A 22,354-nucleotide genomic window follows, 5' to 3' on the forward strand; every position below is an offset into this window, starting at 1 on the left:
CCTGCCTGCCGGGCGCTCAGCCGCCCAGCCCCAGGCGTGAACGCCCGCGGAAGGCATAGCGGTCCATCAACGCCTGCTGGGCGCCGTGCACCTCGATCCGGCGCGAGGCGCCGTCTTCGCCCGCGTGGCTGTCCTGATGCAGGCGCAAGTACTGGCCGTCGGCCTGCAATTCCCAGGCGTCGCGCCCGTCGTGCAGATAGGCCACCAGGCATTCGTCGATCAGGCGCTGGCGCAGCACCGGGTCGGTCACGGGCCAGGCCAGCTCCACGCGCCGCATCATGTTGCGGTTCATCCAGTCGGCGCTGGACAGGTAGAGCGACTCGTCTTCGCCCTGGCGGAAGTAGAAGACGCGCGAATGCTCCAGGAAGCGGCCGATGATGGAGCGCACGCGAATGTTCTCGCTGTGGCCCGGCACCTGGGCCGCGAGCGTGCAGGCGCCGCGCACGATCAGGTCGATCTTCACGCCGCGCGCGCCCGCGCGCAGCAGCGCCACGATCAGCCCCTGGTCGGTCAGCGCATTCATCTTGGCGACGATGCGCGTCTCCTGCCCCGCCGCCGCGGCGGCACCCAGCGCATCGATGCGCGCCACCAGGTTGCGGTGCAGATCGAAAGGCGCCAGCCACATGCGATGGAGCCTGGGCAGGCGACTCTGGCTGGCCAGATGCACGAACACGGCTTCCATGTCGGCCGTCAGCAGCGCATCGGCCGTGAGGTGGCTGATGTCGGTGTACAGCCGCGCCGTGCGCGGGTTGTAGTTGCCAGTCGACAGATGGCCGTAACGCACCAGCTTCTTGCCCTCGCGGCGCGTGACCAGCAGCATCTTGGCGTGCGTCTTCAGGCCCACCACGCCATACACCACCTGGGCGCCGATGGACTCCAGCACCTCGGCCACGTTGATGTTGGCTTCTTCGTCGAAGCGCGCCTTCAGCTCGACCACCACCGTGACTTCCTTGCCGCGTCGCACCGCCTCGCGCAGCAGGTCCATCAGTTCGGAATCGGCGCCGGTGCGGTAGATGGTCTGCTTGATCGCCAGTACCTGCGGGTCGCTCACGGCCTCGCGCAGGAAGGCCAGCACGCCATCGAAGCTTTCGAAGGGCTGGTGGATCAGCACATCGCCGCGCTGCAGCCGCTCGAAGAAGGACTGCCCCGGCGACAGCCGCAACGGGTACGAGGCCTGGTAGGGCGCAAAGCGCAGCGGGCGGAACTGCGGGTCGTCCACCAGGTCGATGAGCTGCGCGAAGCGCGCCAGATTCACCGGCCCCTGCACGCGGTACAGCGCACCTTCGGGCAGGTTGAACTGCGCAAGCAGGAAGCTGGCCAGCGAAGGCGCGCAGGTGGAGGACACCTCCAGCCGCACGGCCTGTCCGTAGTTGCGATGCTGGAGGCCCTGGCGCAGCGCGGTGCGCAGGTTCTTCACGTCTTCCTCGTCCACAGCCAGATCGGAATGGCGCGTGACGCGGAACTGCGAAAACTCGCCCACCTCACGGCCGGGGAACATGGTGTGCAGATGCGCGCGCACGATGCTCGACAGCGCCACCACCAGCGTCTTGCCGCCCGACACCTTGGCCGGCATGCGGATCAGGCGCGGCAGCACGCGCGGCACCTTCAGGATGGCGATGGGGTTCTCGCGCCCGAAGGCATCCTTGCCCGACAGTCGCACGATGAAGTTCAGCGACTTGTTGGCGACCTGCGGAAAGGGATGCGCCGGATCCAGCCCCACGGGAATGAGCAGCGGCCGGACCTCGCGCTCGAAATAGTCCTGCACCCATTTGCGCTGAATGGCATTGCGCTTGCCGTGCGAGATGAGCTGGATGCCCTGCTCGGCAAAGGCCGGCAGCAAGGCCGCGTCGTACAGCGCGTACTGCCGCTCCACCAACTCGTGAGCGGCCCTGGAGAGCCCCTCGAAGGACTCCACGGTGTAGTTGCCACGCGTGTCGCCCGCCATCCATGCCTGCAGATGGGGCGCGGAGCGCACCTCGAAGAACTCGTCGAGGTTGGATGACACGATGCACAGGTAGCGCAGCCGCTCCAGCAGCGGCACTTCAGGCCGCTCGGCCCAGTTCAGCACGCGCCGATTGAAGGCCAGGATGCTGTGGTCACGGTCCAGCAGCGCGGGCGACGCCAGTTCGTCGGGCAGCGATTCCACCGCCGCCACGGGGCGGTCAAGGGAGGGCTGTGACGGCGTGGAGGCGTTGTTCTGATCTGATGACATCTGTCATGCAAGTGTCATACAACATCGTGACAGCATCATGACAGACGAATGCGTGACCCGCCTGCCCTGACTCGCCTGTGATCAGTCGCCGAGGAAGTGGCGCCGGTAGCGCGCCGGCAGGTCCTGGATGCGCAGCAGCATCGGCAGATCGGCCGTGTTGAAGTCGGGGTCCCAAGCCGGTGCGCCCAGCACGCGCGCGCCCATGCGCAGATAGCCCTTGATCAGCGCCGGCGGCTCCACGTTCAGCGAGCCGTCCAGCTCGTCCACCGGCAGCGGCAGGCGCGGATGCACCTGGTACTGGATGGGCGCCATGTGGGTGGCCGACACCTTGCGCCAGATGCTGGCGGCCACGTCGCCGCTGGCCACGCCGCCCTGGGCGCTCATGGGAATGCTGGCGCAACCCACCATCGTGTCCAGCTGGTTGCGATGCATGAAGTCCCCCAGCGCGCCCCACAGCGCCAGGATCACGCCGCCCTGGCGATGGTCGGCATGCACGCAGCTGCGACCCAGCTCCACCATGCGCGAGCGCAGGCTGCGCAGGCGCGTCAGGTCAAACTCGCCATCGGTGTAGGTGCCGCCCAGGCGCCGGGCCTGCACGGGCGTCAGCACGCGGTAGGTGCCAATGACCATGCGGGTGCTTTCCTCGCGCACCAGCAGGTGCTCGCAGAAATCATCGAACAGGTCGATGTCGTGGCCAGCCAGCGGCGTGCGCAGGCGGGCGCCCATTTCGTTGACGAACACGTCGTAGCGCAGGCGCTGCGCCTCGCGAACTTCGTCGAGGTGGCGGGCCCAGCTCACCGAGAGGCCGCGCGCCGCATTGGGCACAGCGGCTTCGGGTTGGGGCAGCGGGCGCGCGGCGGGCACCGGCCAGAGCGTGTTGCGCAGGCCGAGGCTTGCCAGAGCAAGTGTTGGAATGGGCAGATCTTTCACGGCAGGGCCTCCTGAGGCTGTCTCGGCGCGAGTCTCAAAGGCGGCCATGAAGCGTCCATGTCAAATTCAAGGCAATTGCATGACGCCGGCCAGGGCTTGCGACCCCATCAACGGCAGGCCCTTGCGAAGCGCTCAGCACAAGGCGCTGCACTTCGCTATCCTGCGGCGGCCTCGCATCCGCAAAAAACCTTCCCTGGAGATCCCATGCCCGCCCAGACGCCCGCCTCCATCGATGTCTACACCTGGCCCACGCCAAACGGCCACAAGGTCCACATCATGCTGGAGGAATGCGGACTGCCGTGGCGTGCGCACGCCGTCGACATCGGGGCAGGCGACCAGTTCAAGCCCGACTTCCTGGCCATCAGCCCGAACAACAAGATCCCCGCCATCACCGACCCCGAAGGCCCGCACGGCCAGCCGATCTCGCTCTTCGAATCCGGCGCCATCCTCCTGTACCTGGCCAACAAGACCGGCCGCTTTCTGCCCGCCGACGAATCGGGCCGCTGGCAGGTGCTGCAATGGCTGATGTTCCAGATGGGCAGCGTGGGCCCCATGCTCGGCCAGGCGCATCACTTCCGCCTGTATGCCCTCGAGAAGCTGCCCTACGCCATCGAACGCTACACGCAGGAAGCGCGACGCATCTATGGCGTGATCAACAAGCGGCTGGCGCAATCCGCCTTCGTGGGCTGCGACAGCTACAGCATTGCCGACATCGCCATCTTTCCGTGGTTGCGCAGCTGGCAGAACCAGGGCGTGGTGCTCGACGACTTTCCGCATCTGAAGGCCTGGTTCGAAAGCATCGATGCGCGCCCTGCGGTGCAGCGCGCCGTGCAGACGCTGGCCGAGCGTCGCAAACCGATCACGGACCACAAGTCGCGCGAAGTTCTTTTCGGCAAAACGCAGTATCAAACACGCTAGAATGCTCGGCTTGTCGGAGCGTAGCGCAGCCTGGTAGCGCATCTGCTTTGGGAGCAGAGGGTCGCGAGTTCGAATCCCGCCGCTCCGACCATTTTTTTCTTCTTGACCAGCCCCTTGCCGGCCCACTCTCTGGGCCTCGCAAACTGCCCGTAGCTCAACTGGATAGAGCAGCTGCCTTCTAAGCAGCAGGTCGGGGGTTCGAGTCCCTCCGGGCAGGCCATTCGGCGCCCTTCCCCTCATTGCCCGCATCCCCGGCGTCATCACGACCGGCAGGCCTGCATCGCCGCGCGCCGCCCCTGCGCGCGCAAAACAAAAAAGGCCGCCCTTGTGAGGCGGCCTCGAACATTGCCTCGCTGCGCATAGGCGCAGCGTGCAAGGTTTTCTTAGTTGCGGCTCTGGTCGACCAGCTTGTTCTTGGCGATCCAGGGCATCATGGCGCGCAGTTGCGAGCCCACCACTTCGATGCTGTGGTCGGCCGTGTTGCGGCGGCGAGCCGTCATGCTCGGGTAGTTCAGGCGGCCTTCCTGGATGAACATCTTGGCGTAGTCGCCGTTCTGGATGCGCTTGAGCGCGTTGCGCATGGCCTTGCGCGACTCTTCGTTGATGACCTCGGGGCCCGTCACGTACTCGCCGAACTCGGCATTGTTCGAGATCGAGTAGTTCATGTTGGCGATGCCGCCTTCGTAGATCAGGTCCACGATGAGCTTGAGCTCGTGCAGGCATTCGAAGTAGGCCATCTCGGGCGCGTAGCCGGCTTCCACCAGCGTCTCGTAGCCCATCTTGATCAGCTCGACGGCGCCACCGCACAGCACGGCCTGCTCGCCGAACAGGTCGGTTTCGGTCTCTTCCTTGAAGTTGGTCTCGATGATGCCGGCCTTGCCGCCACCGTTGGCCATGGCGTACGACAGGGCCAGGTCGCGGGCCTTGCCGCTCTTGTCCTGGTGCACGGCCACGAGGTGGGGCACGCCGCCGCCCTGGGTGTAGGTGTTGCGCACGGTGTGGCCGGGCGCCTTGGGAGCCACCATCCACACGTCCAGATCGGCGCGGGGCACGACCTGGTTGTAGTGGACGTTGAAGCCGTGCGCGAAGGCCAGCGAAGCGCCTTGCTTGATGTTGGGCGCCACGTTGTTCGTGTAGACCTCGGCGATCTGCTCGTCGGGCAGAAGGATCATGACCACGTCAGCGGCCTTCACGGCATCGTTGACTTCCAGCACGTTCAGGCCGGCCTTGCCAACCTTGTCCCACGAGGCGCCGCCCTTGCGCAGGCCGACCACGACCTTCACGCCGCTGTCGTTCAGGTTCTGCGCATGCGCGTGGCCTTGCGAGCCGTAGCCGATGATCGCGACGGTCTTGCCCTTGATCAGGCTCAGATCACAGTCCTTGTCGTAAAAAACTTTCATGTCTTCTCTCCGGTTGGATGATTCAGTTGCGAGGGTTGAATGCCGTCCGTTCTGAGCCTGTCGAAGGGCTCATTCCAGTCCTGTGGATCACAAAAAATGACCCGCAGGGCTTCGACAGACTCGGTCCGGACGGACAAGGACCGAGCCCCGATTTCTCATTGCCTGGGTGCGACGCGCGTCAGACGCGCAGGATGCGCTCGCCACGGCCGATGCCGCTCGGGCCCGTGCGCACCGTCTCGAGGATGGCACTGCGGTCGATGGCGTCGAGGAAGGCGTCGTTCTTACCGTGGTCGCCCGTGAGCTCGATGGTGTAGCTCTTGTCGGTCACGTCGATGATGCGGCCGCGGAAGATGTCAGCCATGCGCTTCATCTCCTCGCGCTCCTTGCCCACCGCGCGCACCTTCACCATCATGAGCTCGCGCTCGGTGTAGGCGCCTTCAGTGAGGTCCACGACCTTCACGACCTCGATCAGGCGGTTCAGGTGCTTGGTGATCTGCTCGATCACGTCATCCGAGCCTGCGGTCTGGATGGTCATGCGCGACAGCGACGGGTCTTCCGTCGGCGCCACGGTCAGCGACTCGATGTTGTAGCCGCGGGCCGAGAACAGGCCCACCACGCGGGAGAGTGCGCCGGGCTCGTTCTCGAGCAGCACGGCAATGATGTGCTTCATGATGTGCGATTCCTCTTTTCGCCGCCCTCCTCCGCGCACGGTAATGCGCGGACTTGGCGGGCAATAGATTCGTCTAAGGGAAGGTTGGGGGTTGGGCGTCTGGCGTTTTGCGTGGAAGGGCCACGCCAAAAACGCTCAACGCTGCACGCCCAACGCCAGGTTCAAAGATCTTCGCTGCCCAGCAGCATCTCGGTGATGCCCTTGCCGGCCTGCACCATCGGGAACACGTTCTCGGTGGGGTCGGTGCGGAAGTCCAGGAACACGGTGCGATCCTTGAGCTTGCGGGCCTCGCGCAATGCGGGCTCCACATCCTGCGGTCGCTCGATCAGCATGCCGACGTGGCCATAGGCCTCGGCCAGCTTCACGAAATTGGGCAGCGCGTCCATGTAGCTGTGGCTATAGCGGCCGGAGTATTCGATCTCCTGCCACTGGCGCACCATGCCCAGGTAGCGGTTGTTCAGCGAGCAGATCTTGATCGGCGTGTTGTACTGCAGGCAGGTGGACAGTTCCTGGATGCACATCTGCACCGAGCCTTCGCCCGTAATGGTGAACACTTCTGCCTCGGGTTTGGCCAGCTTGATGCCCATGGCGTAGGGAATGCCAACGCCCATGGTGCCCAGGCCGCCGGAGTTGATCCAGCGGCGCGGCTCATCGAAGCGGTAGTACTGCGCGGCCCACATCTGGTGCTGACCGACGTCGGAGGTGATGTAGGTCTCCGTGTCCTTGGTCATGTTCCAAAGGGTCTCGACCACGAACTGCGGCTTGATCACTTCGGTGTTGCCGCGGTCGTACTTGAGGCAGTCGCGGCTGCGCCAGGCTTCGATGGTCTTCCACCAGTCGGCCAGTGCACCGGCATCGGGCTTGGTCGAGCTTTCCCGAATCATCGAGATCAGCTCGGTCAACACGTCCTTCACATCGCCAACGATCGGGATGTCGACCTTCACGCGCTTGGAGATCGACGAGGGATCGATGTCGATGTGGATGATCTTGCGCTCGTTCTGCGCGAAGTGCTTGGGGTTGCCGATCACGCGGTCGTCGAAGCGCGCACCCACCGCCAGCAGCACGTCGCAGTTCTGCATGGCGTTGTTGGCCTCGATGGTGCCGTGCATGCCCAGCATGCCGAGGAATTTGCGGTCGCTGGCCGGATAGGCGCCCAGGCCCATCAGTGTGTTGGTGACGGGGTAGCCCAGCATGTCCACCAGCGTGCGCAGCTCGTTCGTGGCGTTGCCCAGCAGCACGCCACCGCCCGTGTAGATGTACGGGCGCTTGGCGGCCAGCAGCAACTGCAGCGCCTTGCGGATCTGCCCACCATGGCCGCGCTTGACCGGGTTGTACGAGCGCATCTCCACCTTGTCGGGGTAGCCGCTGTACGAGGTCTTCTTGAAGGAGACGTCCTTCGGGATGTCCACCACCACCGGGCCGGGCCTGCCGCTGCGCGCGATATGGAAGGCCTTCTTCATGGTCGAGGCGATGTCCTTGACATCCTTGACCAGGAAATTGTGCTTCACGATCGGACGCGTGATGCCGACGGTGTCGCACTCCTGGAAGGCATCCAGCCCGATGGCGGGCGTGGGCACCTGTCCCGAGATGATCACCATGGGGATCGAATCCATGTAGGCCGTCGCGATGCCGGTCACCGCGTTGGTCAGGCCAGGGCCCGAGGTCACGAGGGCCACGCCCACATCGCCCGTCGCGCGCGCATAGCCGTCTGCCGCATGTACGGCCGCCTGTTCATGGCGCACCAGCACGTGCTGGATGGTGTCCTGCTTGTAGAGCGCGTCGTAGATATAGAGAACTGCGCCGCCTGGGTAGCCCCAGATGTACTTGACGGCTTCGGCCTGGAGGGCCTTGACCAGCACCTCGGAGCCCATGAGTTCTTGGGGAGCTTCGCCGGTGGCCGCAGCGGCGCTGGCGAGTTCTGCCTTGGAGATTTCCATGATGATCAACCTTTAGCGTTTTCGGGAACGAAAAACCTTTGGGTGCCCCTTGCCAACCCTTGTGAGGTCGCGTCGGGACTTGAGGCCAAAGCCATGGGCGTCTGGATTGCGCCGGACCTTGACCCGTTTGCCTTTTTGACTGACAGCCGGCGATTATGGCACTACCCGGCCCGTGGGCGAGCGCTGCCATAATCAAAAGTCAACAGGAATGCCGCATTCACGCGCGGCCAGCCCCTTCCAATCCAGCTCCGCCCCACGTTTGGCTTCCGAACTCGAACTGTCCGAATTCCTCAAGAGCGTCGAATTGCGGGCGTTCAAACGGGCGCTTTACCAGGTGCGCGACGAGGAAGCGGCGCTGGACATCGTGCAGGACAGCATGATGAAGCTGGCAGAACACTACGGCGACAAGCCGCCTGCCGAGCTGCCAATGCTGTTCCAGCGCATCCTGTCGAACTGCGTGCTGGACTGGTTCCGGCGCCAGAAGACGCGGCGCGCCCTTTTCTCCAGCCTGACCGACTTCGAGCCGGACAACGAGGATGGCGCCGGCTTCGACATTCTTTCCTCGATGGAAGTCGAGGTGGACACGCGCGAGACCGAAAGCGCCGAGGACACGGTGCGACGCGCGCAGATCTTCCAGGCCATCGAAACCGAGGTGCAGGCGCTGCCGGCGCGTCAACGCGAGGCTTTTTTGCTGCGTTACTGGGAAGAAATGGACGTCGCAGAAACCGCCGCGGCCATGGGCTGCTCGGAGGGCAGCGTCAAGACGCACTGCTCGCGCGCGGTGCGCGCTCTGAGCCAGGCCTTGCAGTCCAAGGGAATTCATTTATGAACACTTTCTCATCAACCACTGCATCCAATCGAGCGGAGGACCGCTTCGGTCGCGCTGTGGCCGCCCGGCTCTCGCAAGGGCAGGCCCGCCTGCACCCCGACATCGGTGAGCGCCTGCGGGTGGCTCGGCAGCAGGCGCTGGCGCGCCGCAAGATGGAAGCCACGCCGCTGATCGTGCAGACCCGTGGGGGTGAGGCCACGCTGGGCCAGGCGTCGCGCTGGTGGTCCTGGGGCTCCAGCCTGCTGCCGCTGGCCGTGCTGGTGGTCGGGCTGATCAGCATTGCCCAATGGCAGGCAGAAGAACGCGCCGACGCCATCGCCGAAGTCGACGCCGCCCTGCTGACCGACGAACTGCCGACGGCCGCCTACACCGACCCAGGCTTCAAGCAGTTCCTGCAGCGCGAAAGCGCCGCCGACCGCTGATCGCCCCCTCTCATTGCTGCGCATCGCTCTTCGCTTCTCATGACCTTGCTGTCCCTGCTCGTGCTGTCCGTCGCCTTGACAGGCGCCGTGGCCGCGCCCGCGGCCGCGCAGGAGGGCATGACGAATCCTGCTTCCTCATCCCGCGCCAGCAATGTTGCGGAAGGCGCTGCGCGCTGGGTGCGGCTGCCCACCAGCCAGAAGAAGGCATTGCAGCCTTTGGCTGCCGAGTGGGACAAACTGGATGAAGCGCATCGGCGCAAGTGGATGGCGCTGGCTCGCAATTTCGACAGCATGGGCCCGCAGGAGCAAAGCACGCTGCACAGCCGCATGACCGAATGGGCGCTGCTGAGCCCGCGCGAGCGCGTGCGCGCCCGGCTCAACTTCGCCGAAGTGCAGCGCCTTGCACCGGAAGCCGAGCGCAAGGCCAAGTGGGACGCCTATCAGGCGCTCAGCGAAGAAGAGCGCCGCGCCCTGGCCGATCGGGCCGTCACGCCACGCGGCACGGCGCTGCCCGTGCGCCCCATCCAGCGCGATCGCCTGGCGCCACTGCCAGCCGCCGCGCTGCAGAACGGACACGGCGGACCCCGCATTGCGCTGACACCCGCAGCGCCGAACCCGGCGCGCGCGACCATGCTCGCACCCAGTTCGGCGACCGAGCCGGCAGCGCTTTCGGCGCCCGTCCACGGACTGGTGGCTTCGCCGCATGCGCAGGAGCCCCCTGCTGCCGAGCCCGCTGTCACCGACCTGCCTCCCGCGACGGACTTTTCCCCCAACGAACGTCCCGCCGCTCCCTGAACCGTCTTGCGGGTACGGGAGAATGTGCGGCTATGTCGTCGCCGCCCCCTTCCTCGCAGGCCGTCGGGCCCGGGCCCTCCGTCGCACCGTTCGCGCCGCCGGGCATCCCTCGCCGCATGGCCGCCTGGCTTTACGAGGGCATGCTGCTGTTCGCCGTGGTCTTTGTCGCCGGATGGCTGTTCAGCGCACTGAGCCAGATGCGCCATGCCCTCGACGATCGCCGCGTCCTGCTGCAGGCCTTCCTCTTCGTGGTCTTCGGCATCTATTTCGTCTGGTTCTGGTCGCGCGGCCAGACGCTGGCCATGAAGACCTGGGGGCTGCGCCTGGTCGGCCGCGACGGACGCCCCGTCTCCCAATGGCGCGCGCTGCTTCGCTACGTGCTGGCCTGGCTCTGGTTTCTGCCGCCACTGGTGCTGGCCTGGGCCCTGCCGTTCCAGGTTTCCGGTGCCGAGGTCAGCGTGCTGCTCTTCGGCTGGGTCGCCATCTGGGCCGTCCTGGCCCGCTTCCACCCTGAACGCCAGTTCTGGCACGACGCCTGGGCTGGCACCCGACTCATATCCACCCGTCCGCGATGAGCTCTCCCACACCCCGCCTGCCTGGCAGCACCGCCCAGGACCCCGTCAACCCGCAGAAATCGCGCACCGGCCTGAACCGCCTCTGGCACGCCACCGGCTATTCGCTCAACGGCCTGCGCGCGGGCTGGGGCGAGCCCGCCTTCCGGCTCGAAGCGCAGATGGCCATCGTGCTGATCCCGCTGGCCTTCTGGCTCGGCCAGACCTGGGTCCAGGTTGCCCTGCTGGCCGGCAGCGTGGTGCTGGTGATGATCGTGGAGCTGCTGAATACAGCAGTGGAAGCCGCCATCGACCGCATCGGCCCCGAATGGCATGACCTCTCCAAGCGCGCCAAGGACATGGGCAGCGCCGCCGTGCTGCTGGCCAGCCTGTTGGGCGGCAGCCTCTGGCTGGCCGCAGCGTACGAGCGCTTCATCGCCTGACAAGGCCGGATTCCAATGACTGTCTCTGCTCCTTTTTCTGTATGCGTTTACTGCGGCTCGCGCCCTGGCGAACTCCCGGCCTATGCCGAAGCCGCCGTGGCGGTGGGCCGCTGGATCGGCCGCCAAGGCGGCCAACTGGTCTACGGCGGCGGCCGCACCGGTCTGATGGGCACCGTGGCCGAAGCCACGCGTGAGGCGGGTGGCCGCGTGGTCGGCATCATTCCGCAGGCGCTGGTGGACCGAGAAGTCGCCAACACGCTGTGCGACGAGCTGCACGTGGTGCAGACCATGCATGAGCGCAAAGCCATGATGGGCGAGCGCGCCCAGGTCTTCATCGCCCTGCCCGGCGGCATCGGCACCTTCGAGGAACTCTTCGAGATCTGGACCTGGCGGCAGCTGGGCTACCACGACAAGCCCGTGGGCATCCTCAACTGTGCAGGCTACTACGACAAGATGCTGGACTTCCTGGCCGGCAGCGTGCAGGCTGGCCTGATGGGCGAATGGCAGATGGGGCTGGTGCGCACCGGCACCGAACCCGAGACCCTGCTGCGGGCCTTGCAGCAAGAGGCCACCCAACGCTCATCGCAGAGCCAGTTGGCGCAGCACGTCTGAGTGCAAGAGCACCTGGCGCCCCGCGGGCCGCCAGGCGCAAAAGGGGCGCCACCAAAAAAGAAAACGGGCCTCGAGAGGCCCGTTTCTTCAAGATTCTTTGGGGTGGCTGATGGGACTCGAACCCACGACAACCAGGATCACAACCTGGGACTCTACCAACTGAGCTACAGCCACCAAAGAGATGAGATTGTACTGTGAAAATCAGTCACTTCAGCCAGTAACGGCCGCAGTTTTCGGTTTGTTCACCAAAATTCGCGCCTTCAGGCGGTCACTCAGCAGCTTGTAATAAGCCTCTGCTTCAGCAGCCGCCAGCGCCTGGCCCATCTGGGCACGCTCCTGGGTCTGCAGCGCTGCATCAGAGGGCTGGCGCGGCAGGTCCTTGAGCACGCGCACCACGGCAAAGCCCTCTGCACCCAGATCAACACCCGTCCAGGCCGGCAGCTTGCCGGCATCCGTACGCAGCGCGGCCTCGATCACCGGCAGCGGCTGGCCCTGCGGGTCGACGCGCGAAGCCTTGAGCACGTTGCCCAGCTTGGCCGATGCGGTGTCCTTCTCCCAGGCCGCCAGGCGAGCCCGCCCTTCTTCCTTGGCCAGTGCCGCTGCGCGCTCGGCCGTGAGGTCACGCCCGACCTGCTCCTTGACCTCGTCGAAGGTCTGCGCCCGGGCCTGCGTGTACTGCGTGACGCGCGCCACCGCAACCTGGTTCGAGCCGAGGTCGATGGCTTCGGTGTTCTGCTTGCGGTCCAGCACTTCGGGCGCATAGACGGCGGCCACGAAGTTGCGGTTCCCCAGCGGGCCCTGCGCGCCCGCAGCGGCTGTGCGCGCCACGCCGCTGGCCGTCTGGATCTGCAGCTTGAGCGCATCAGCCGCCGGCTGCAGGCTCTCGGGGTTCTGGTAGGCGAGCTCGGTCAGCGTCTCGGCGGCCTTGGCAAAGTCCTGCGCCGCCTTCTGCGTGCGCACTTCGTTTTCCACCTGGGCGCGCACCTGCGCCAGCGGCGGCACCACGGCGGCCTTGATGTCGTCCAGCCGGATGATGTGATAACCGAAATCGCTTTCGACCACGTCGCTGATCTCACCCTTCTTGAGCGCGAACATCGCGTCTTCGAAAGGCTTCACCATGGCGCCGCGCGGCGCCATGTCGAGCTGGCCGCCACGTTCGGCCGAGCCCGGATCCTGCGAATTCTTGCGCGCCAGTTCGGCGAAGGTGGCAGGTGTCTTGCGCACCTGCGCCAGCAGTTCCTGCGCACGGGCACGCGCCTTGTCGCGCTCGGCCTGCGGTGCGTCCTTGGCGGCCGTGATCAGGATGTGGCTGGCCTGGCGCTCTTCGCCGCTGCCAAAGCGGCCCTGGTTCTGCTCGTAGTAGCTCTGCAGTTCGGCGTCGCTCACGCTCACGTTCTTCTTGACCGAATCCATGTCGAGCAGAAGGTACTGGATGCTCGCGGCCTCCTGTGCCTGGTAGCGCGAGGCATGGCTCTTGAAGTGGCTCTGCAGATCATCGTCGGTGAGCGAGACCTTGGCGCTGAAGTCCTGCGGGGCAAAGCGTGCCACCTGGATCTCGCGGCCGTCGTAGATGGCGTTGAGCGTGAGGTCGGCCTGCGTCTTGGCCGACAGCGGCGTGCCGCTCACGCCGGCCACGAGCTGCTGCATGGACAACTGGCTACGGATGCCGGCTTCGTACTGCTCGGGGGTGGTGCCGGTGGTGAGGATGAAACGCTGGCGGTCGAACTTGCCTTCGGCATCGCGGAAGCTGGCGATGCCCGGGTCTTCGGCAAACATGCGTGCGAGGCGGTCGTCGCTCACGGTCATGTTGGCCTTGGCCGCAGCGGCCAGCAGCACGCGTTCGCGCACCATGCGCTCCAGCGTGGCGTAGCGCGCTTCCTCCGAGTCCAGCAGCGCTGGATCGATGTTGCGCTGCTGTTCGCGCATGCGGTCCGTCTCCACGCGGTGCCGCGCATCCCACTCGGGCCGGCTGATGGTCTTGCCATCGACGACGGCCACTTCTTCCCCGCGCGTGCGGCTGCCGTCGCTGTACTGCTCCAGCCCGAAGAGCACGAAGGACGGGATCACCAGCAGGAACAGGATCACCATCAGGAACTTGGTGTGCTTGCGGAAGAAATCAAACATGCCGGGACATTTCCGAGTAAAGCCTGCGCAACGGGCAGACGGTCAAGGGACGGGACCAACAAAAAAGGCGAACCGTTGTTCGCCTTTTTCTACGGGTGGTGGTGGGTGCTGAGGGGTTCGAACCCCCGACCTACGCCTTGTAAGGGCGCCGCTCTACCAGCTGAGCTAAGCACCCCACCGGAAGTTCCCTCTCAGTTCAGCGCATCCTTGAGCGCCTTGCCGGGACGGAACTTGGGAATCTTGGCCGCCTTGATTTTAATCGCAGCGCCCGTGCGCGGGTTGCGGCCCGTGCGCGCTTCGCGCTTGCCCACGGCAAAAGTGCCGAAACCCACGAGGGAGACCGAGCCGCCCTTTTTCAGGGTCTTCTTCACCGCGTCGATGGTGGACTCCAGCGCGCGCGTGGCGGCGGCCTTCGAAATGTCTGCGTTCGTTGCGATGTGCTCGATGAGTTCGGTCTTGTTCACAAGGGCCTCTTGTCACGGAATAGGTGGTTGATCGATGCGCGCCTGGCCTGCCCCAGCCAGCCGGTGACTTCCGGTGGCAGTCTGAATTCCAGACAGGAACATGGGGGCCTTGGCCGACTGCGGAGGCAGCTCGCTGCCGTCGGCCATTAAAGCCACGCGTTCAGGGGGTGTCAAGACAAGCTGGCCCCCTTCTCGCGAAGGGCGCGATTCTAAGCAACGATTCACGGGCCCACAGACGAGAGTGCGCAAGACACTACGTCTGAAACATCTCATCAGGAAGACTTGACTTTCCCGGGCCCCGTGCTCAGAGGACTTCGGCGATGGCGCGGCCCAGATCGCTGGTGCCTGCCGTGCCGCCGATATCGCGCGTGCGCGGGGCACCGCTGCCCGGCGCCAGCACGCGTTCGATGGCCGCCAGGATGGCGTCATGCGCCTCCTTGTGGCCCAGGAACTCCAGCATCATCGCGCCGCACCAGATCTGGCCGATGGGATTGGCGATGCCCTGCCCCGCGATGTCAGGGGCCGAGCCGTGCACGGGCTCGAACAGCGAAGGCGTGGTGCGTTCCGGGTTGAGGTTGGCGCTGGGCGCGATGCCGATGGTGCCGGTGCAGGCCGGGCCCAGGTCGGACAGGATGTCGCCGAAGAGGTTGCTCGCCACCACCACGTCGAAGAAGTCCGGGCGCTGCACGAAGTGCGCGGTGAGGATGTCGATGTGGAACTTGTCGAGCGTGAGTTCCGGGTAGTGCCTGGCCATGGCCGCCACGCGCTCGTCCCAGTAGGGCATGGTGATAGAGATGCCGTTGCTCTTGGTGGCGCTGGTCAGGTGCTTCTTGGGGCGCGATTGCGCAAGCTCGAAGGCGAACTTCAGCACGCGGTCCACGCCATGGCGCGACATCACGGTCTCCTGCACCACGATCTCGCGCGGCGTGCCTTCGTACATGCGCCCGCCGATGGAAGAGTACTCGCCCTCGGTGTTCTCGCGCACGATGTACATGTCGATCTCGCCGGGCTGGCGCGGGCTGCCGTCGCGGCGCACCACGGGCGCCGTGATGCCGGGCATCAGCCGCGCCGGGCGCAGGTTGATGTACTGGTCGAACTCGCGCCTGAAGAGCAGCAGCGAACCCCACAGCGACACGTGATCGGCGATCTTCTCGGGCCAGCCCACCGCGCCGAAGTAGATGGCGTCATGGCCGCCGATCTGGTCCTTCCAGTTGTCGGGCAGCATCTTGCCGTGCTTCTCGCAATAGTCCCAGCTCGAGAAGTCAAAGTGGTCGAAATGCAGGTCGATGTTGAACTTGCGGGCTGCTGCGTCCAGCACGCGCAGGCCTTCGGGCATCACTTCCTTGCCGATGCCGTCGCCGGCGATGACGGCGATGCGCTTCTTGCCGCTGCTCTTGGGATGGGTGGTGCTGCTGCTCATGAACGGGTCTCCTGAAGAAAGAAGGGAAGGGATTCGCGAAGAAGGGCTTCGGGCGCTTCCTCGGCAATGTAGTGACCGCAGGGCAGGCTGTGGCCCTGCACCTGCAGCGCGCGCTCGCGCCACAGGGCCGGCACGTCGAAGCAGCGCCCCACCGCGCCGTGCTCGCCCCACAGCACGCACAGCGGCTGCGTCAGCCGGCGGCCGGCCGCGATGTCCTCGCGGTCATGCACCAGGTCGATGGTGGCCGACGCCCGGTAGTCCTCGCAGATGCCGGTCGCCGTGCCGGGCAGCGCCGCGCAGCGTTCGTACTCGGCCAGCGCCCCGGGCGCGAAGGGCGCCAGTCCCGCATGGCGCGCGCCCATCACGCTGCGCACGTAGCGCGCGGGATCGGCCTCGATCAGCGCTTCGGGCAATGGTGGCGGCTGGATCAGGAAGAACCAGTGCCAGTACGCGCGCGCAAAGGCATCGCTGGTCTGCGCGTACATGGCCAGCGTGGGTGCGATGTCCAGCAGCAGCAGGCGCGACACGGCCTCGGGATGGTCCATGGCCAGCCGATGGGCCACGCGCGCGCCGCGGTCGTGCGCCAGCACGCCGAAACGGCCAAAGCCATGGTGCGCCATCGCCGCCAGCGCGTCCTGCGCCATGGCGCGCTTGCTGTAGTTGTGGTGATCGGCATCGGCCGGGGGACGCCCCGAATCGCCATAGCCGCGCAGGTCCACCATCACCAGCGTGAAATGCGCGGCCAGTTGCGGGGCCACGCGGTGCCACATGGCGTGGGTCTGCGGGTGGCCGTGCAGCATCAGCAGGGGCGTGCCCCGCCCGCCGATGCGGCCATGCACGCGCACGCCGTCGCGCTGCAGTTCGAAGGTCTGGAAGGTGTTGAGCACAGGCCGCATTCTGCGTGGCGCGCCGCCTTGCCTCAAGCAACAATCAGCGAATCGACTCGTGCCTTTTTTGCACGAATCAGAAAGGACGGATGAGATGGAGCGTGCGGATCTGGATCTGGTGCTGCAGGTGCGCGAAGGCGGCAGCCTGGCCGCTGCGGCGGCAGCCCTGGGTGTCGTGCCCTCGGTGGTGAGCAAACGGCTGGCGGCGCTGGAAGCGCGGCTGGGCCAGCGCCTTTTCGAGCGCACCACGCGCCGGCTGGTGCCCACCCGCGAGGGCGAGGCCGTGTGCGCCCATGCGCGCACGCTGCTGGAGGGCTTTTCGCGGCTGGAGGCCGAGCTGCGCGAACGCCAGACCGACCTGCAAGGCACGATCCGGCTGGCGGCCACCTTCGGCTTCGGCCGCCGCTGGCTGGCGCCGGCGCTGGTGGATTTCCAGCGCGCCCACCCGGGCCTGCAGATCGAGCTGCAACTGGGCGAGCGCCTGCCCGAGCTGGCGGCCGAAGGCTACGACGGCGCCGTGTGGCTGTGGTCGGTGCCCGCGCGGCACCGCGCGGACTGGGCCACGCGCCGGCTGGCGCGCAACCAGCGCGTGCTGGTGGCCGCGCCGGGCTATGTGCAGGCGCATGGCCTGCCGCGCACGCTTGCGGATCTCGCCCAGCACGCCTGCCTGTGCGTGCAGGAGAACGAGGACCGCCCCCACGCCGCGCCCGCCCCCGGCCACCACTGGTGGACCCTGCGCCACCTGCGCGAGGGCACGCTGCACCGCGTGCGCGTGCACGGCCCGCTGACCAGCAATGCGGGCGAGGTGGTGCGCGACTGGTGCCTGGCCGGCCAGGGCATCATGCTGCGCAGCCTGTGGGACATCGGGCCGCAACTGGCCTCGGGCGCGCTGGTGCGCGTGCTGCCGCAATACGCGATGACCGATGCCGACATCCACTGGATCGCGCCCTGGCAGCCGCGCACGCCGCGGCGCATGAAGCTGCTGGTCGATGCACTGGCCGCGCGCTTCAGGAGCGAGCCCTGGCAAAGCGCCGCGCAGGACCCGAGCGCCTGAAAGGCGCCCGCAGAGCGCAGACCTTCAGCCGCGCACCCGCAGCACCAGCCCCACGCCCATCGCCGTGAGCGCGATGCCCGCGATCGTCAGCAGCGTGATCGGTTCGCCAAAGAGCAGCCAGGCCATCACGGCCGTGCAGGGCGGCACCAGATAGAGCAGGCTGGTGACGGCCGTGGCCGAGCCGCGCTGGATCAGCAGGTACAGCAGCGAATTGCCGCCTAGCGTGAGCACGAGCACCGACCACGCCATGGCGCCGATGGACTCGGCGTTCCAGACGATGGCCTGCGTTTCCAGCATCAGCGCAAAGGGCAGCGTGACGGCCAGCGCCGCCATCTGTTGCACGGCACTGGCGCTGCGCACGTCACAGGGCTCGACGAAGCGCTTCTGGTAGAGCGTGCCTGCGGTGATGGACACCAGCGCCAGCAGCGCCAGCGACATCGTGAGCAGGCTCACTTCGCTGCCCTGCCCCAGCTTGCGCCAGACCACCAGCGCCAGCCCGGCGAAGCCCAGCAGCAGCCCGGCCCATTGCAGCGCCGCGACGCGGCCGCCGCGCGCGGACAGCCACAGCGCGGTGAGCACGGGCTGCAGCCCCACCATCAGCGCGATCAGGCCCGAGCCCATGCCCGCCTTGACGGCGGCCCAGACGCCGCCCAGGTAGCCGGCCTGGATCAGCACGCCCACCACGCAAAGATGCGCAAGCTGCGCGCGCGAGCGCGGCCAGGCCGCGGAACTGCCCCAGGTCCACAGGGCCAGCGCGACGGCCGAGAGCGCGTAGCGCACGCACAGGAAGTGCAGCGGCGGCGCATGCGGCATGGCATAGCGCGCCACGATGAAGCCGGTGCTCCAGATCAGCACGAAGACGATGGGCATGGCCTGCAGCCAGCCCTGCGCCGGGGCCTTCATCGCGCCCGCGCGCGGATCTCGGGGATGGCCTTTTGCAGGTAATAGACCATGGACCAGACGGTCAGCACGGCCGAGGCCCAGATCAGCCACAGCCCCCAGTAGCCCGTGTCGATCACGCCGAACAGCAGGCCGTTGTAGAGCAGGAAGGGAATGGCCACCATCTGCACGGTGGTCTTGAGCTTGCCGATCATGTGGACCGCCACGCTCTTGCCGGCGCCGATGGTGGCCATCCACTCGCGCAGGGCCGAGATGGCAATTTCGCGGCCGATGATGATCAGCGCCACGAAGACGTCGCAGCGGTTCAGGTGCACCAGCACCAGCAGCGACGCGCAGACCAGGAACTTGTCGGCCACCGGATCGAGGAAGGCGCCGAAGGCCGAGGTCTGGTTGAGCTTGCGCGCCAGGAAGCCGTCGAGCCAGTCGGTGGCCGCGAAGACGATGAACATCACGGTGGCGATCAGGTTGCGCACCGGCTCGGCCAGCGGCAGGTAGAACACGCCCACGATCAGGGGAATCGCGACGATGCGCGTCCAGGTCATCAGGGTGGGCAGGGTCCAGAACATGGCGGTGATTGTGGCATGTGCGCATGCACGCTTCAGGCATGGCGCGGCCTTCGCGCGCAGCATGGCCCACGCGCATGAAGGCCGGGCCGCCTCAGTGCAACGCGCGGTAGATCTGCTCGGCCAGCTCATGCGCGATGCCATCGACCGATGCGATGTCATCCACGCTTGCGGCCGCCACGCCGCGGATGCCGCCAAAGCGCTGCAGCAGGCGCGCGCGGCGCTTGGGGCCCACGCCCGGGATGTCCTCGAGCTGGCTGCCGCCCACGCGCACCTTGGCGCGCTTGGCGCGCATGCCCGTGATGGCGAAGCGGTGCGCCTCGTCGCGGATCTGCGCCACCAGCATCAGCGCGGCCGAGTCGCGGCCCAGGTAGACCTTCTCGCGCCCGTCCGCGAAGACCAGTTCCTCGAGCCCCACCTTGCGGCCCTCGCCCTTTTCCACGCCCACGATCAGCGACAGCGGCAGGCCCAGTTCGTTGAAGACCTCGCGCGCCATCGAGACCTGGCCCTTGCCGCCATCGACCAGCACCAGATCGGGCATGCGCGCGCCCACCGTGCCGGGCGCGGCGTCGGCACCCGCGCCTGCGGCATCGCCCGGCGGTGGTGCCTCGGCCTCGGCGGCCATGGCTTCGGCGATCTTGCCGTAGCGCCGCGTGAGCACCTGGCGCATGGCGGCATAGTCGTCGCCCGGCGTGATGCCTTCGATGTTGTAGCGGCGGTACTCGCGGTTCTGCATCGCGTGCTGCTCGAAGACCACGCACGAGGCCTGCGTGGCCTCGCCCGCCGTGTGCGAAATGTCGAAGCACTCGATGCGCAGGCGGTCCAGGTCGTCGGGCGCCAGTTCCAGCGCATCGACCAGCGCGCGCGTGCGCGCCTGCTGCGAGCCCTCTTCGGCCAGCAGTCGGGCCAGTTGGATGTCGGCGTTCTTCTGCGCCATCTCCAGCCACAGCCGGCGCTGCGCCCGGGGCTGGAACACGGCCGTCACGCGCTGGCCCGCCTGCTGTGCGATGGCGGCCACCAGCTCGCGGTCCACCACCTCGCCCAGCACCAGCGTGGGCGGCGCGGGCACGTCGATGTAGTGCTGGGCCACGAAGGCCTCGAGCACCTGCCGCTCGATGGAGGCAGGCGCCTCGGCTGACGCAGCATCAGGCGCATCGGCCGTGGCGGCCTCGCCTTCCGATTCGGCCTGCGCCACCAGTGCGGCGTCTTCCACATGCGCGGGGAAATAGGGCCGGTCGCCCAGGTGCCGGCCGCCGCGCACCATGGCCAGGTTCACGCAGGCCTTGCCGCCATGCACCTTCACGGCCAGGATGTCCACGTCCTTGTCGGAGGCGATTTCCACCGACTGCTGGTGCAGCACCTTGGACAGCGCCGACATGCGGTTGCGCAGCTCGGCCGCCTGCTCGAACTCCAGCTTCTCGGCATGCGCCATCATGCGCGCCTCCAGCTCCTGCAGCACCTGCTGCGTGTCGCCGCGCAGGAAGGCTTCGGCGTCGGCCACGTCGGCCGCGTAGGCCGGCGCGTCGATGTGGCCCACGCAGGGCGCCGTGCAGCGCTTGATCTGGTAGAGCAGGCAGGGCCGCGTGCGGTTGGCATAGACCGTGTCTTCGCAGGTGCGCAGGCGGAACACCTTCTGCAGCAGCTGGATCGTTTCCTTGACGGCCCAGGCGCTCGGGTAGGGACCGAAGTAGCGGTGGCGCCGGTCGGTGGCGCCGCGGTAGTAGGCCAGGCGGGGCACGCTGTCGGCGTCCAGCGCGCCATGCAGGCCCTTGCCGTCGCGCTCGCGCGCCTCCATGTTCTGCTCGCGGGTGCCGGTGATCTTCAAGTAGGGGTAGCTCTTGTCGTCGCGAAACAGGATGTTGTAGCGCGGCTTGAGCGTCTTGATCAGGTTGTTCTCGAGCAGCAGCGCCTCGGCCTCGGAGCGCACCACCGTCGTTTCCATGCGCACGATCTTGCCCACCATGTGGCCGATGCGCGTGCCGCCATGGTTCTTCTGGAAGTAGCTGGCCACGCGCCGCTTGAGGTTGCGCGCCTTGCCCACATAAAGCACACCGCCGGCCGCGTCGAAATAGCGGTACACGCCCGGCAGCGGCGGCAGCGCCGCCACCTCGGCCAGCAGTTGATCGGAATGCACGTCAGACATGGCGGCTATTGTGGCCGCGCGCAAGGCGCGCTCGCCGCCAGCCGCCCTGCTGCTCAGCGCCTCATTCGGCCTCGATGCGCGCGCTGCGCACCACGCCGGCCCAGTTGCCCAAATCCGCCTTCACGCGTGCGCCCAGTTGCGCGGGGTCCTGGAAGTCCGCCGTCGCGCCCTGCTCCAGCGCCTTGCGGCGGAAGTCCTCGCTCTGCACCACGGTGCGCGCGTCGGCAACCAGCCGGTCGACCACGGCCTTGGGCGCGGCGGCCGGCGCGAACAACGCGAACCAGGAGGTTGCGTCCACGCGCGGATAACCGGCCTCGGCGGTGGTCGGCACGTCGGGCAAGCTGGGCAGGCGCTCTTTGCCCGTCACGGCCAGCACGCGCAGCTTGCCGGCCTGGATATGCGGCATGAAGGGGGGCGCGGTGCCGAAGGTCAGGTCCACCTGCGCGCCCAGCAGATCCTGCAGCGCGGGGCCCGTGCCCTTGTACGGCACATGGACCATCTTGATGCCGCCCTGCTGCTCCAGCATGGCGCCCGTCACGTGCTGCAGCGAGCCGTTGCCCGACGAGGCGTAGTTGAGCTTGCCCGGATGGGCCTTGGCATAGGCGATGAGTTCGGGCAGCGTCTTCACGGGCAGGCCCTCGCGCACCACGATGATCTGCGGTGCCGAGATCACGTTGGCCACCGGCTGGAAGTCGGCCTGCTCCCAGGCCGGCGCGCGGGTCAGGTGGGGCGAGATGACGTGGTAGCCCGAGTACTGCATCAGCAGCGTGTAGCCGTCGGCCGGCGCACGCTTGACCACGCCGGCCGCGATCGCGCCGTTGGCGCCGCCCTTGTTGTCGACCACCACCGACTGGCCCAGCACCGGCGCGAGCGCCTGCGCCAGCATGCGGGCCGACAGGTCGGTGGTGCCGCCGGTGGCGGTGGGCACCACCAGCGTCACGGGGCGGCTCGGGTAGGCCGGGCTCTGCGCGACAACCGGCCCGGTGAAGCCCGCAACTGCGCCAAGAAGCGCGAGCGCGCTCAGGTATTTGGGGAAAGGACGCATGAAAACTTGTCTCCTGTTGTGAATGCTTGAATGTC

At 67.0% G+C, this 22,354-nt stretch carries 21 protein-coding genes and 4 tRNA genes; 10 read left to right on the forward strand and 15 right to left on the reverse strand.

Going from position 1 to position 22,354, the window contains the following annotated elements; translation table 11 throughout:
- Positions 1-16: 16 nt before the first annotated feature.
- Positions 17-2,212: a polyphosphate kinase 1 gene (ppk1, locus tag PGB34_RS07520; protein ID WP_271427441.1), complete on the reverse strand. Its 2,196-nt coding sequence runs from the start codon at positions 2,210-2,212 to the stop codon at positions 17-19.
- An 81-nt stretch (positions 2,213-2,293) separates the two neighbouring features.
- Positions 2,294-3,142, reverse strand: a complete 849-nt coding sequence (locus tag PGB34_RS07525; protein ID WP_271427442.1) for a GNAT family N-acetyltransferase — start codon at positions 3,140-3,142, stop codon at positions 2,294-2,296.
- Positions 3,143-3,346: 204 nt separating this feature from the next.
- On the opposite strand from PGB34_RS07525, the gene PGB34_RS07530 reads away from it, so the two are divergent.
- The 3 genes from PGB34_RS07530 to PGB34_RS07540 all read left to right on the forward strand — a co-directional run bounded on the left by PGB34_RS07530 (position 3,347) and on the right by PGB34_RS07540 (position 4,280).
- Positions 3,347-4,060 carry a glutathione S-transferase C-terminal domain-containing protein gene (locus PGB34_RS07530; RefSeq protein ID WP_271427443.1) on the forward strand — a complete coding sequence of 238 codons (714 nt, stop codon included), beginning with the start codon at positions 3,347-3,349 and terminating at the stop codon, positions 4,058-4,060.
- 14 nt (positions 4,061-4,074) lie between these two features.
- A tRNA-Pro gene (locus PGB34_RS07535) sits at positions 4,075-4,151 on the forward strand.
- 52 nt (positions 4,152-4,203) lie between these two features.
- Positions 4,204-4,280, forward strand: a tRNA-Arg gene (locus PGB34_RS07540).
- 163 nt (positions 4,281-4,443) lie between these two features.
- On the opposite strand, the gene ilvC is transcribed toward PGB34_RS07540, so the two are convergent.
- The 3 genes from ilvC to PGB34_RS07555 form a co-directional block, all read right to left on the reverse strand.
- Positions 4,444-5,460 (reverse strand): ketol-acid reductoisomerase, encoded by a 1,017-nt coding sequence (gene ilvC, locus PGB34_RS07545; RefSeq protein ID WP_271427444.1) that lies wholly within the window; start codon positions 5,458-5,460, stop codon positions 4,444-4,446.
- Positions 5,461-5,638: 178 nt separating this feature from the next.
- Positions 5,639-6,130, reverse strand: a complete 492-nt coding sequence (gene ilvN, locus PGB34_RS07550) for an acetolactate synthase small subunit (protein WP_225783537.1) — start codon at positions 6,128-6,130, stop codon at positions 5,639-5,641.
- Positions 6,131-6,291: 161 nt separating this feature from the next.
- Positions 6,292-8,067 (reverse strand): acetolactate synthase 3 catalytic subunit, encoded by a 1,776-nt coding sequence (locus PGB34_RS07555; RefSeq protein WP_271427445.1) that lies wholly within the window; start codon positions 8,065-8,067, stop codon positions 6,292-6,294.
- A gap of 208 nt (positions 8,068-8,275) precedes the next feature.
- Here PGB34_RS07555 and PGB34_RS07560 point away from each other — a divergent pair, with 208 nt between their 5' ends.
- Genes PGB34_RS07560 through PGB34_RS07585 form a run of 6 tightly spaced genes read left to right on the forward strand, consistent with a single transcriptional unit; the run spans position 8,276 to position 11,719 of the window.
- The gene (locus PGB34_RS07560; protein ID WP_271427683.1) at positions 8,276-8,896 is read left to right on the forward strand and encodes an RNA polymerase sigma factor; all 621 of its coding nucleotides are present in this window, start codon (positions 8,276-8,278) and stop codon (positions 8,894-8,896) included.
- Positions 8,893-9,318, forward strand: coding sequence for a DUF3619 family protein (locus tag PGB34_RS07565; RefSeq protein ID WP_271427446.1), 426 nt, complete (start codon positions 8,893-8,895; stop codon positions 9,316-9,318). Before PGB34_RS07560 ends, PGB34_RS07565 begins: the two co-directional genes overlap by 4 nt.
- Before the next feature lie 39 nt (positions 9,319-9,357).
- Positions 9,358-10,113: a DUF3106 domain-containing protein gene (locus PGB34_RS07570; RefSeq protein WP_271427447.1), complete on the forward strand. Its 756-nt coding sequence runs from the start codon at positions 9,358-9,360 to the stop codon at positions 10,111-10,113.
- Between the two features lie 32 nt (positions 10,114-10,145).
- Complete coding sequence (locus PGB34_RS07575) at positions 10,146-10,688, forward strand: RDD family protein (protein WP_271427448.1); 543 nt, start codon at positions 10,146-10,148, stop codon at positions 10,686-10,688.
- Positions 10,685-11,107: a diacylglycerol kinase gene (locus PGB34_RS07580; RefSeq protein WP_271427449.1), complete on the forward strand. Its 423-nt coding sequence runs from the start codon at positions 10,685-10,687 to the stop codon at positions 11,105-11,107. The genes PGB34_RS07575 and PGB34_RS07580 overlap by 4 nt, the downstream gene beginning before the upstream one ends.
- Positions 11,108-11,122: 15 nt before the next feature.
- A complete protein-coding gene (locus PGB34_RS07585) occupies positions 11,123-11,719 on the forward strand; it encodes an LOG family protein (RefSeq protein WP_271427450.1) in 597 nt (198 codons plus the stop codon).
- Positions 11,720-11,817: 98 nt separating this feature from the next.
- On the opposite strand, the gene PGB34_RS07590 is transcribed toward PGB34_RS07585, so the two are convergent.
- The 6 genes from PGB34_RS07590 to PGB34_RS07615 form a co-directional block, all read right to left on the reverse strand.
- Positions 11,818-11,893: transfer RNA gene (locus tag PGB34_RS07590), tRNA-His, on the reverse strand.
- 36 nt (positions 11,894-11,929) lie between these two features.
- Positions 11,930-13,843, reverse strand: a complete 1,914-nt coding sequence (locus PGB34_RS07595) for a SurA N-terminal domain-containing protein (protein WP_271427451.1) — start codon at positions 13,841-13,843, stop codon at positions 11,930-11,932.
- A 99-nt stretch (positions 13,844-13,942) separates the two neighbouring features.
- Positions 13,943-14,018: transfer RNA gene (locus PGB34_RS07600), tRNA-Val, on the reverse strand.
- A gap of 16 nt (positions 14,019-14,034) precedes the next feature.
- Positions 14,035-14,307 carry an HU family DNA-binding protein gene (locus PGB34_RS07605; protein ID WP_271427452.1) on the reverse strand — a complete coding sequence of 91 codons (273 nt, stop codon included), beginning with the start codon at positions 14,305-14,307 and terminating at the stop codon, positions 14,035-14,037.
- 304 nt (positions 14,308-14,611) lie between these two features.
- Positions 14,612-15,727 carry a tartrate dehydrogenase gene (locus PGB34_RS07610; RefSeq protein ID WP_271427453.1) on the reverse strand — a complete coding sequence of 372 codons (1,116 nt, stop codon included), beginning with the start codon at positions 15,725-15,727 and terminating at the stop codon, positions 14,612-14,614.
- Complete coding sequence (locus PGB34_RS07615) at positions 15,724-16,623, reverse strand: alpha/beta fold hydrolase (RefSeq protein WP_271427454.1); 900 nt, start codon at positions 16,621-16,623, stop codon at positions 15,724-15,726. The genes PGB34_RS07610 and PGB34_RS07615 overlap by 4 nt, the downstream gene beginning before the upstream one ends.
- A gap of 85 nt (positions 16,624-16,708) precedes the next feature.
- On the opposite strand from PGB34_RS07615, the gene PGB34_RS07620 reads away from it, so the two are divergent.
- Entirely contained in the window at positions 16,709-17,668 is a 960-nt protein-coding gene (locus PGB34_RS07620; protein WP_271427455.1) for a LysR family transcriptional regulator, read from the forward strand.
- Positions 17,669-17,692: 24 nt separating this feature from the next.
- Here PGB34_RS07620 and PGB34_RS07625 read toward each other — a convergent pair whose 3' ends face one another.
- From PGB34_RS07625 to PGB34_RS07640, 4 genes are all read right to left on the reverse strand, one after another.
- Positions 17,693-18,571 (reverse strand): DMT family transporter, encoded by an 879-nt coding sequence (locus PGB34_RS07625; RefSeq protein ID WP_271427456.1) that lies wholly within the window; start codon positions 18,569-18,571, stop codon positions 17,693-17,695.
- Positions 18,568-19,134, reverse strand: a complete 567-nt coding sequence (gene pgsA, locus PGB34_RS07630; RefSeq protein WP_271427457.1) for a CDP-diacylglycerol--glycerol-3-phosphate 3-phosphatidyltransferase — start codon at positions 19,132-19,134, stop codon at positions 18,568-18,570. Before pgsA ends, PGB34_RS07625 begins: the two co-directional genes overlap by 4 nt.
- Positions 19,135-19,225: 91 nt before the next feature.
- On the reverse strand, positions 19,226-21,274 hold the full coding sequence (uvrC, locus tag PGB34_RS07635; RefSeq protein WP_271427458.1) for an excinuclease ABC subunit UvrC: 2,049 nt from the start codon (positions 21,272-21,274) through the stop codon (positions 19,226-19,228).
- A 61-nt stretch (positions 21,275-21,335) separates the two neighbouring features.
- Positions 21,336-22,319 carry a Bug family tripartite tricarboxylate transporter substrate binding protein gene (locus PGB34_RS07640; protein WP_271427459.1) on the reverse strand — a complete coding sequence of 328 codons (984 nt, stop codon included), beginning with the start codon at positions 22,317-22,319 and terminating at the stop codon, positions 21,336-21,338.
- Between the last annotated feature and the right edge of the window lie 35 nt (positions 22,320-22,354).

This window comes from Xenophilus arseniciresistens (assembly GCF_028023875.1).
Lineage (GTDB): Bacteria > Pseudomonadota > Gammaproteobacteria > Burkholderiales > Burkholderiaceae_C > Xenophilus > Xenophilus arseniciresistens.

What these genes read in the sequence shown, in the direction of transcription:
- ilvC (WP_271427444.1), bottom strand. Translation starts at nt 5,460, where the DNA reads ATGAAAGTTTTTTACGACAAGGACTGTGATCTGAGCCTGATCAAGGGC.
- PGB34_RS07530 (WP_271427443.1), top strand. Translation starts at nt 3,347, where the DNA reads ATGCCCGCCCAGACGCCCGCCTCCATCGATGTCTACACCTGGCCCACG.
- PGB34_RS07580 (WP_271427449.1), top strand. Translation starts at nt 10,685, where the DNA reads ATGAGCTCTCCCACACCCCGCCTGCCTGGCAGCACCGCCCAGGACCCC.
- ppk1 (WP_271427441.1), bottom strand. Translation starts at nt 2,212, where the DNA reads ATGTCATCAGATCAGAACAACGCCTCCACGCCGTCACAGCCCTCCCTT.
- PGB34_RS07570 (WP_271427447.1), top strand. Translation starts at nt 9,358, where the DNA reads ATGACCTTGCTGTCCCTGCTCGTGCTGTCCGTCGCCTTGACAGGCGCC.
- PGB34_RS07625 (WP_271427456.1), bottom strand. Translation starts at nt 18,571, where the DNA reads ATGAAGGCCCCGGCGCAGGGCTGGCTGCAGGCCATGCCCATCGTCTTC.
- PGB34_RS07610 (WP_271427453.1), bottom strand. Translation starts at nt 15,727, where the DNA reads ATGAGCAGCAGCACCACCCATCCCAAGAGCAGCGGCAAGAAGCGCATC.
- PGB34_RS07615 (WP_271427454.1), bottom strand. Translation starts at nt 16,623, where the DNA reads ATGCGGCCTGTGCTCAACACCTTCCAGACCTTCGAACTGCAGCGCGAC.
- uvrC (WP_271427458.1), bottom strand. Translation starts at nt 21,274, where the DNA reads ATGTCTGACGTGCATTCCGATCAACTGCTGGCCGAGGTGGCGGCGCTG.
- PGB34_RS07595 (WP_271427451.1), bottom strand. Translation starts at nt 13,843, where the DNA reads ATGTTTGATTTCTTCCGCAAGCACACCAAGTTCCTGATGGTGATCCTG.
- PGB34_RS07620 (WP_271427455.1), top strand. Translation starts at nt 16,709, where the DNA reads ATGGAGCGTGCGGATCTGGATCTGGTGCTGCAGGTGCGCGAAGGCGGC.
- PGB34_RS07575 (WP_271427448.1), top strand. Translation starts at nt 10,146, where the DNA reads ATGTCGTCGCCGCCCCCTTCCTCGCAGGCCGTCGGGCCCGGGCCCTCC.
- PGB34_RS07560 (WP_271427683.1), top strand. Translation starts at nt 8,276, where the DNA reads ATGCCGCATTCACGCGCGGCCAGCCCCTTCCAATCCAGCTCCGCCCCA.
- PGB34_RS07585 (WP_271427450.1), top strand. Translation starts at nt 11,123, where the DNA reads ATGACTGTCTCTGCTCCTTTTTCTGTATGCGTTTACTGCGGCTCGCGC.
- PGB34_RS07555 (WP_271427445.1), bottom strand. Translation starts at nt 8,067, where the DNA reads ATGGAAATCTCCAAGGCAGAACTCGCCAGCGCCGCTGCGGCCACCGGC.
- ilvN (WP_225783537.1), bottom strand. Translation starts at nt 6,130, where the DNA reads ATGAAGCACATCATTGCCGTGCTGCTCGAGAACGAGCCCGGCGCACTC.
- PGB34_RS07640 (WP_271427459.1), bottom strand. Translation starts at nt 22,319, where the DNA reads ATGCGTCCTTTCCCCAAATACCTGAGCGCGCTCGCGCTTCTTGGCGCA.
- PGB34_RS07565 (WP_271427446.1), top strand. Translation starts at nt 8,893, where the DNA reads ATGAACACTTTCTCATCAACCACTGCATCCAATCGAGCGGAGGACCGC.
- pgsA (WP_271427457.1), bottom strand. Translation starts at nt 19,134, where the DNA reads ATGTTCTGGACCCTGCCCACCCTGATGACCTGGACGCGCATCGTCGCG.